Source organism: Azospirillum brasilense (assembly GCF_003349955.1).
In the GTDB taxonomy this organism is placed as follows: Bacteria; Pseudomonadota; Alphaproteobacteria; order Azospirillales; family Azospirillaceae; genus Azospirillum; species Azospirillum brasilense_B.
Window position 1 is genome coordinate 20,976 of sequence record NZ_QLKQ01000080.1, and the last position, 9,321, is coordinate 30,296.

Genomic DNA, 9,321 nt, shown 5'->3' on the forward strand with positions numbered 1-9,321 from the left:
AGGCGTGCGGAGCGTGAAATCATCGGGAAAAGGGTTACCATCGGGCGCGGCAATTCAAAACCCATTTGCCGGGCCCATTTGCCGGGCCAACCGATTGGATGGAGAGGGTGGGTGATCGAGGCGACGTTCGACGGGGCCGGCGAAGCGTTCGACCGGTGCTTCGGCGCCGGGCTGCGTCGTGTCGAAGCCGAATCGCTGGACGAGGCGGTGCGCTGCTTCCGAACGGCGGCGGCGATCCGGCCGGAGCATCCGGCGGTCTGGTTCGTCCTGGGGCTGGTGCTGCGCGGTCTGGGGCGGCTGGACGGCGCGGCGGTGGCGCTGCGGGCCGCCCTCCATCTGCGGCCGGACGACGCCGACACGCTGTTCCAGTGGGCATCGCTGCTGATCGAGCGTCGCCGGACCGGCGAGGCGGTGGCGCCGCTTCTCCGTCTCGTGGCGCTGCGGCCCGGTCACCCGGACGCGGCGTTCAACCTCGGCAACGCGCTGATGGCCGTGGACGAACCCGAACGGGCCGAGGCCGCCTACCGGCTGGCCGTGCTTCTGGAACCGGGCGCGGCGGCGGCCAACAACAACCGGGGCGCGGCCTTCCTGGCGCAAGGACGGCCGGAAGACGCCGCCGTGAGCTACCGACGGGCCGTCCGGCTTGAGCCGGACTGCGCCGAGCATCGCAAGAATCTCGGCGTCAGCCTGCTCACCGCCGGAAATTTCGCGGAGGGCACGGCCGAGTACGAATGGCGCACCCGCCAGGCCGTCTGGCAGTGGAACCGCGACCGTCCCGGCACGCCGCTGTGGGACGGCGGCCCGCTGGACGGCAAGACCATCCTGGTCCATTTCGAGCAGGGGCTCGGCGACACCGTGCAGTTCATCCGCTACATGGCGCTGCTCAAGGCCATGGGCGCCCGCACGGTCTTCGAATGCCAGCCGCCGCTCAAGCGCCTCCTCGCCGGCGTTCCGGGCATCGACCGGCTGGTGGCGCGCGGCGAGCCGCTGCCCGAGGCCGACTGCCTCGTTCCGCTGATGAGCCTGCCCCACCGCTGCCGGACGACGGCGGCGACGATTCCCGGCGGCGTCCCGTATCTGCGGGCCGATCCCGACCGCGCGGCCATCTGGCGGCGACGGATCGCCGAGGCGGGACCACGGGACGCGCTCCGTGTGGGCATCCAGTGGCGCGCCGCGGGGGCCGACCGCTCGATTCCGCTGGAACGCTTCGCGCGCCTGTCGCACCTTTCCGGGGTGCGGCTCTACAGCCTGCAGAAGGCGGACGGACCCGGCCGGTGGGAGCGGCCCGACGACCGGCTGGGGATCGTTTCGCTGCCGGGCAGGGACGGGAAGGACGAGGATGAAGGGTTTGTCGACACCGCCGCGATCATCGAGGCCATGGACCTGATCGTCGCCTGCGATTCCGTGGTCGGCCACATCGCCGGCGCCATGGGGCGTCCGGTGTTCCTGGCCCTGCCCTGGCTGGGGGACTGGCGCTGGATGCGCCATCCCGACCGCACGCCCTGGTACCCGCAGACCCGGCTGTTCCGCATGGCGCGCCGCAACGACTGGGACGGCGTGATGGTCCGGATCGCCGCCGAAATTGACGCCACGATCGCCCGGCGCGCCGCGGGGGTGTCATGACGGGCGGGATCGACGCGGCGTCCCGGCTGTACGGCGCCGGGCGGCTGACCGAGGCCATCGACGCCTGCCGGGCCGTTCTGGCGGCGGAGCCGGGGCAGCCGGACGCGCTCAACCTGCTCGGCGCCGCGCTGTTCTCGGCCGGCCAGGACGGCGCGGCCAGGAAGGCCCTGAGCGACGCCGTCCGCAGCGCTCCGGGGCACGCCGCCGCGCTGACCAACTTCGGCATCGTCCTGCAACACCACGGGGAGTGGCCGGCCGCCGCGCGCGCCCTGCGTGCGCTGGCGGCCCTGCAGCCGGAATCCGCGCCCCTCTTCAGCCGGTTGGGCACGGTGTTTCAGGAAATGGGGGACCTGGACGGGGCCGTCCGGTTCCTGCTGCGCGCCGCCCGGCTCGCTCCCGGCCCGAGCGTGCATTGGTACAATGTCGGCCTGATCGGGGTGCTCGCCGGCGACTTCACGGCCGCGGTCCACAGCCTGCGCCGGGCGATCGCGATCGCTCCCGAGGGCGCGCTCGCTCACGTCCAGCTCGGCGAGACGTTGCTTCGGCTCGGCCGGCAGGACGAGGCCGCCGGGCTTTTCCACCGGGCGCTCCGGCTCGACCCGACCCTTTCCGAGGCGATCAACGGGCTGGCGCGCTGCGGGCGCTACCGGACCGCCGCAGCCGCGGCGGTCTCCGGATCGGAACCGGCAACGCCGAGGGGGCTGGCCGTCCGCGGCGCCCTGGAAAGCGCCACGGGCTACGGCTATTTCTGCCAGCGCTTCATCCGGACGTTGCGCCGGCGGGCCGTGCCCCTCCAGGCCATCGGGATCGGCGGCCCCGAATCCTGGCGGGAGGAGGACCTCGACCCGCCGGTTCCCGCCAAGGCCCTGGTGAACTTCCTCATCCCCCTGGCGGTCGAGCGGGTGCCCGGCCTGGCCACGGTGATCTTCTCGATGTTCGAGGGAACCCGCATACCCCCGGCCTGGCGGCGCCAGTGCGAGCACAGCGATCTCGTCATCGTGCCCACGGAATCGTCCCGCATGGCCTGGGCGGCGCAGGGCTATCCGGAGGATCGCCTGCGGGTCTGCCCCCTGGGCGTCGATCCGGAGGAGTCCGAGGGCGCCGCCCCCGCGCCGACCATGGTCGATCCGCGCGGGCGGCTGGTCTCCAGCTACCGGCACCGCTTCATCAACGTCTCGGATTTCATTGCCCGCAAGAACATCGACGGTCTGCTGCGGGTCTGGCTGCGCAGCACGGCGCGCACCGACGACGCGGTGCTGATCCTGAAGCTGGGCAAGGGGAACAACCCGGCCTTCGGCGCGGAACTCGGCGATCTGGTCCGGCACACCGAGGCCGCCGTGGGGAAGCGGATGGCCGACGCGGCGCCGGTGGTGCTGGTCAACCAGCTCCTGTCGGACGCCGACATGACCGGGCTGCTGCGCGCGGCGACCCATTACTGGAGCATGTCGCACGGCGAGGGCTGGGACCTTCCCCTCTCCAAGGCCGGCGCCATGGGCCTGGACCTGATCGCGCCGCGCCACTCGTCCTATGTGGATTATCTCGACGACCGGGTGGCCCGGCTGATCCCGGCGGCCGTCCGCCCCGCCCGCCTGCCCTACAGCGACCAGGCCTACCCGCCGTTCCACGGGCTCGACTGGTGGGACCCGGACGAGGACGCCGCGGCGGACATCCTGACCGCCATCATCCGCGGCGGCGACACCGGCCACCGTTCGGCCCGCGACCATCTGGTGCAAGGCTTCACCTGGGGCCGCGCGGCGGACCGGCTGCTCGCCATCCTCGACGGCGCGGGCCTGCGGTGATGAACGACACGGCCGACACGGCGGCGGTGCGGAGCTTCGCCGCCGCCCTGGAGCATCACCGGGCGGGCCGGCTCGACGCCGCCGAGGCCGGCTACCGGGCGATCCTGCGCGACGATCCCGGGCACGCCCACGCCAACAACAATCTGGCCATCCTGCTGCGCGGCGCGGGGCGGTGGGAGGACGCCGCCGCCTGCTACCGCCGGGCCGTCGCCGCGCTGCCCGACGACGCGCCGATCCGCAGCAACCTCTCCTGCGCTCTGGCCGACCTCGACCGGCCGGCGGAGGCGCTGGCGGCGGTCCGCGTGGCGCTGGCCCTGTCTCCGGACTACGCCGACGCCTGGTTCAACGCCGGCAACCTCCTGAAGACCGCGCGGGAGCACCACCGGGCGATCGCCGCCTACCGCCGGGCGCTGCGGCTGAAGCCCGGCATGGGCGGGGCCCACAGCAACATGGGCGACGTGTACCGCGACCTCGGGGAATCGAGCCGCGCCGTGGACTGCTACCGGGCGGCGATGCAGGCGCAGCCCGACCTGCCGCAACCCGTCGTCAATCTCGGCGAGACGCTGAAGGAGCAGGGACGGATCGCCGAGGCCATCGCGGTCTTCCAAAGCGGGATCGAACGCCACCCCGACCTGGCCCTGCTGCACTCCAACCTGCTGTTCGCCCTGCACTACACGCCCTGGGTTCCGCCGGAGGTCATCGCCCGCGCCCACACCCACTGGAACGAGCGGCACGCCCGGCCGCTGATGCCGCGGAACCGGCAATTCTCCAATGACCGGACCCCCGGCCGGCGGCTGCGGGTGGGCTATGTCTCGCCCGACTTCCGCGCCCACGCCTGCGCCCACTTCATCGAGCCCCTGCTGCGCGAGCACGACCGCGGCGCGGTCGAGATTTTCTGCTACGCCGCCTCGGACCAGCAGGACGCGATCACCGAACGCATGAGGAGTCTGGCCGACGGGTGGCGGTCCTTGACCAGCCTGGACGATGCGGCGGCCGCCGCGCTGGTCGAGCGCGACCGCATCGACATCCTGGTCGATCTGGCCGGCCACACGGCGCAAAGCCGGCCGCTGCTGTTCGCCCGCAAGCCGGCCCCGATCCAGGTCTCCTGGCTGGGCTATCCCGACACCAGCGGCATGACGGCCATCGACCACCGCCTGACCGACGCGGTCGCCGACCCGCCGGGCCTCACCGACGCCTGGCACGCCGAGCGGCTGGTCCGCCTGCCCAGGGGGTTCCTCGCCTTCCAGCCGTTGCGCGTCGCCGTGCCGCGCGAGGAGCCGCCGGCGCTGGTCAACGGCTTCGTGACCTTCGGCTCCTTCAACAACGCCGCCAAGGTGACGCCGGAGGTGCTGCGGGTCTGGTCGGCCATCCTGGCGCGCGTGCCGTCCGCCCGCCTGATCCTCAAGAGCCGCGCCTTCACGGACGCGCCGACGCGCGCGCGCTGTCTCCAGCGGTTCGCCGCCGACGGCGTGGACCCCGGCCGTGTCGACCTGCTTGCCCCGATGGACGCGATCGACGCCCATCTGCGGGCCTACGACCGCATCGACATCGGCCTCGACCCCTTCCCCTACACCGGCACGACCACCACCTGCGAAGCGCTGTGGATGGGTGTGCCGGTGATCACGCTCGCCGGCCGTCACCACGTCGCGCGGGTGGGCGCCAGCCTGCTGACCCACTGCGGGCTGGCCGAGCTCATCGCCACGGACGAGGCCGGCTACATTGAGACAGCCGTCGCCCTGGCCGGCGACACGACGCGTCTGGCCGCGCTGCGCCGCGGCATGACGGACCGGATGGAGCGCTCGGCGCTCAGCGACCATCGCGGCTTCGCCGCGGCGGTCGAGACGGCCTACCGCGCCATGTGGCGCTCGTGGCTCGCGGGCGAGCGGAAGAAAACGGTGGCGGACCGCTGAGCGCCGGGCGGCCTATCGGCCGGTGCGGCGGCGAACCTCCTCGCGCAGGGCGTCCGCCGCCCGGGCGAACACCGGCTCCCAATCCTGGTCAGGACCTTGGCGGAACAGCCGCATCGTCGGGTACCAGGGCGTGCGGTCGCCGGAAAAGCCATAGATCCAGTAGGGGACATGCTGCACGAGGTTCCAGACCGGCTTGCCGAGGGACCCGGCGAGGTGCGCCACCGAACTGTCGGTCATGATGACGAGGTCGAGCTGTTCCAGCATCGCCGCCGTGTCGGCGAAATCCTCCAGGTCGGGGCCGAGCGGCGCCACCAGATGGCCAGCGACGCCGCTGTCCGCGAGTTCGGCCTCGGGCGGGCCCTTCTGAAGGCTGTAGAGCCGCACGCCCGGCACCTCGGCGAAGCGCAGGAAGCGGGCGAGGCTGGTGGCGCGCCGGCCGTTGTCGGCGAAGGTCACCCGCCCCGACCACACGATCCCGACGCGCAGCGTGCCCGGCTCCCGCGCGCCGAGCCGGCGGGCGGCCATTTCGCGGGACGAGTCCGGAACGGTCAGGGTCACCGGCGGCGGGACCGAGGCCAGCGTGGTGCCGAACAGGCCCGGCAGGCTCATCTGCGACGCCTCGACGTCGAAGGCCGGCGGTGGGTCTCCCGGTTGCAGGACGGCGTCGGCACCCAGTCCCGACAGCACCCGGCGCAGTTCCGGATGGCATTCGTACAGCACCCGGCCGCCCCGCCCCCTGACCAGCGGCATGTAGCGCGCGGCCAGGATGGCGTCGCCGAATCCCTGCTCGGTGAACAGGAACAACGTGCGCCCGTCCAGCGATCCGCCGTTCCAGGTCCGGTCCGAGGGTGGCCGGCCATGGTAGGCGGCGAGCCCGCGCCGGGCCTCGTAATCGGTGAAGCCGTGGACATAGTCGCCGATCTGCAGCCGGGCGAGCGCCCGCTCCCACCGCAACTCGGGCGTGGCGGTCCCGTCCGCCGCCGCCCGCTCGATCATCGCGAGCGTGTCCTTGAAGCGCCCCGCCTTGCGCAGGGCCACGGCGCTGTTGAAGAGGAGGGTCGGGGCTTGCGGTTCGAGCCGCCGGGCCTCCCCATGCGCGGCCAAAGCCTCGTCGAACCGGCCGGCCTCCACCAGGGCGTTGCCCAGATTGCTCCAGATGCTGGCGTTCTCCGGTGCGAACTCCAAGCCCCGCCGGTGGCAGGCGATGGCGCCGTCCAGCTTTCCGGCGCGGCGCAGAAGGTGGCCGAGCGTGCTCCAGGCGGCGCCGTCACGGGGATTGGCCGCGAGAAGGGCCTCCAGACTGGTCGTGGCCTGCGCATGATCCATCCTCGTCCCCCGGCTGGCCGTGGCCGGACCGCCGGACCACGCGGCGACCATAGACTCGTTTGGTCGCGCGGCTGTCAACCATCCGTCCCGGCGGGCAACACCGTGGCCGGGCAGGCAATCGCAATCATTGGATTCATATTGTTGCATTTTATAACCAATAACCATTTTTCCCCACACATCGCCACGAATAGAATTGATTGCTTTCAGAAACCATCAACCACTGCGCGATGAAAATGGATAAACTCAGCAGAGGGGCATGGTGTTTCGCAATTCAATCCCGTTTGGCTGACGTTGCGTGGGATCAATGCGTCTTCACCGTTTTCGCCAACGGGATCAATGCCACCACAATGATTCGGGTTTTCGGCCAACGGGCGCAGACCGAACATTAACTTTATTTACCCGCCCTTAAGAGGTAGTGGCCAGTCTGTGGAAAGTGCCACGCTCCTGCCTCCATGGCTGGGGAGCCAAAAAAGCCGACGCGAGAGGGATGAGATGGCTGCTGGTGGAACACTGACGCTGACGGGCGGCTCGGACTACGTCTTCTCCTCGACGGAGGCCTGGTCGGGAATCGTCGGCAACGGCAGCACCCAGGGCGCGAGGCTCAACACCCAGGGCCAGACCCTGACCGTGTCCAACCTCGATCGCCTCATCGGCGGCACATCGGCCCAGAGGAAGGATGTCGTGACGCTGGCCGGCACGGCCGGCAACACGATCACGGTCCAGGCCCTGGAGACGCTGATCGGCGGTTCCGGCAACGACCGGGTCCTGTTGACGAGCACCGGCACCACCATGGTGGTGGAATCCCTCGAAACGATCATCGGCGCGACCACCGGCACCGCCCTCATCACGCTGGCCGGCACCACCGGCAACACCATGTCGGTCGGGTATCTGAAGTCGCTGGTCGGCAGCGCCGGCAAGGACGTCATCAATCTCAACGCCGCCGGCTCCGTCGGCAACACCATCGCGGTGTCCCTGATCGAGACGCTGATCGGGACCAGCGGCTTCGACATGGTCGCCATATCGTCGGCCGGCAGCACGTTGTCCGTGGAGAACGTCGAGATCATTCTCGGCCGGTCCGGCTCCAGCGGCGATATTGCCTATCTGGGCAGCGGCGGCAACACGATGGCCGTCGCCTTCATGGAAACCCTCATCGGCGGCAGCGGCAACGATGTCGTGGGGATGGCCTTCAAGACCGGCACGGCCCAGCTTCAGACCGGCGTCGGCACCCTTGCCGTCTCGTCGATCGAGACGATCGTCGGCGGAACCGGCAGCCGGACCGCCGCCATCCTCCTCGACATCGGCAACACCGTCACGGTGGCGAGCCTCACGACCCTGATCGGCGGCGGCGGCAAGGATGTCGTCAATGTCACGCTCCGGGACGGGACGGGAATCGTCGGCGACGCCATCGCCTGGGACACCACCGGCAGCACGATGCTGGTGTCGCTGATCGAGACGATGATCGGCAGCACCGGCGACGATGTGGTCGTCGCGCTCAACAGCGACGGCATGACCCTCTCGGTGTCGGCGATCGAATCGGTCGTCGGCAAGGCCGGCGACGACGTCGTCGTCCTCGGCGCCGGCGGCAACACCATCCAGGTGGAGGCGCTGGAAACCCTGATCGGCAGTGCCGGCAACGACGTGGTGACGGTGCGCACCTCCAGGGGCGCCACCATGACGGTGTCCGCCGTCGAATCCATCGTCGGCAATGCGGGCACCGACGTCATCTACCTCGGCGCCGGTGGCAACACGGTCCAGGTCGAGGGGCTGGAAACCGTGATCGGCGGCACCGGCAACGATGTGGTGACCATCACCGACACCGCCGGCACCGTCTTCGTGTCCGGTGTCGAAACCATCTACACACCCTACCAGACACTGACACTGAGCGGTACGGACACCTACATCTCCCTGCCGCCGGCTCCCACCGACACGACGCCGCCGTCGATCACCGCGGTGTCGATCCCCGACGCCGTGATGAAGATCGGCGACACGGTGACGGTGACGATCACCGTGGCGTCGGACAGCGACACCTACACGCTGGGCAACGGCAGCACGGTCGGCGGCTTCACGCTGGGCAACCTGACCAAGGTCGACGCGACCACCTACACCGCCACCTTCACGGTGACCAGCGGCGGCATCGACGTCGCGGCGGGCTCGGACATCCCGGTCAACATCGTTCTGACCGACACCGCCGGCAACTCCAACACCCCCTACACCACGGCGATCAGCCAGGGCGCCGACCGCATCGACGCCAACCGGCCGACCATCACCTCGGCGGCGGTGAACGGCACGACGCTGACGGTCACCTTCGCCGAAGCCATGTCGGCGAGCAGCGCCGCCGGCCTGACCGTCACGGTCGCCGGCCAGAGCCGCGTCGCCACCTACGCCAGCGGCTCCGGCACCGCCACGCTGACCTTCACCCTGGCCTCGGCGGTCGCCCACGGTGAAACGGTCACGCTCGACTACAACCCGGGCACCGGCACCCTGACCGACACCGCGAGCAACGCTCCGGACGCCGTCACCAACCAATCGGTGACGAACAGCACCGCGGCGCCCGACACGACGCCGCCGTCGATCACAACGGTGTCGATCCCGGACGCCGTGATGAAGATCGGCGACACGGTGACGGTGACGATCACCGTGGCGTCGGACAGCGACACCTACAC

At 70.6% G+C, this 9,321-nt stretch carries 6 protein-coding genes; 4 read left to right on the forward strand and 2 right to left on the reverse strand.

Features of this window, described 5'->3' with window-relative positions; translation table 11 throughout:
* Positions 1-111 precede the first annotated feature (111 nt).
* Genes DXK32_RS26360 through DXK32_RS26370 form a run of 3 tightly spaced genes read left to right on the forward strand, consistent with a single transcriptional unit; the run spans position 112 to position 5,332 of the window.
* Positions 112-1,623 carry a tetratricopeptide repeat protein gene (locus tag DXK32_RS26360; protein ID WP_162801356.1) on the forward strand — a complete coding sequence of 504 codons (1,512 nt, stop codon included), beginning with the start codon at positions 112-114 and terminating at the stop codon, positions 1,621-1,623.
* Positions 1,620-3,422 (forward strand): tetratricopeptide repeat protein, encoded by a 1,803-nt coding sequence (locus DXK32_RS26365; protein ID WP_114861224.1) that lies wholly within the window; start codon positions 1,620-1,622, stop codon positions 3,420-3,422. Before DXK32_RS26360 ends, DXK32_RS26365 begins: the two co-directional genes overlap by 4 nt.
* The gene (locus DXK32_RS26370; protein ID WP_114861225.1) at positions 3,422-5,332 is read left to right on the forward strand and encodes a tetratricopeptide repeat protein; all 1,911 of its coding nucleotides are present in this window, start codon (positions 3,422-3,424) and stop codon (positions 5,330-5,332) included. Before DXK32_RS26365 ends, DXK32_RS26370 begins: the two co-directional genes overlap by 1 nt.
* A gap of 12 nt (positions 5,333-5,344) precedes the next feature.
* On the opposite strand, the gene DXK32_RS26375 is transcribed toward DXK32_RS26370, so the two are convergent.
* Together DXK32_RS26375 and DXK32_RS32390 are read right to left on the reverse strand one after the other, a co-directional pair.
* Positions 5,345-6,658, reverse strand: coding sequence for a tetratricopeptide repeat protein (locus tag DXK32_RS26375; protein WP_114861226.1), 1,314 nt, complete (start codon positions 6,656-6,658; stop codon positions 5,345-5,347).
* Positions 6,659-6,861: 203 nt separating this feature from the next.
* Positions 6,862-7,044 carry a hypothetical protein gene (locus DXK32_RS32390; protein WP_162801357.1) on the reverse strand — a complete coding sequence of 61 codons (183 nt, stop codon included), beginning with the start codon at positions 7,042-7,044 and terminating at the stop codon, positions 6,862-6,864.
* A 106-nt stretch (positions 7,045-7,150) separates the two neighbouring features.
* Between DXK32_RS32390 and DXK32_RS26380 the strand changes: the two genes are divergently transcribed.
* Positions 7,151-9,321, forward strand: a 2,171-nt coding sequence (locus tag DXK32_RS26380; protein WP_247877361.1) for a beta strand repeat-containing protein, incomplete at its 3' end; no start/stop codon positions are given.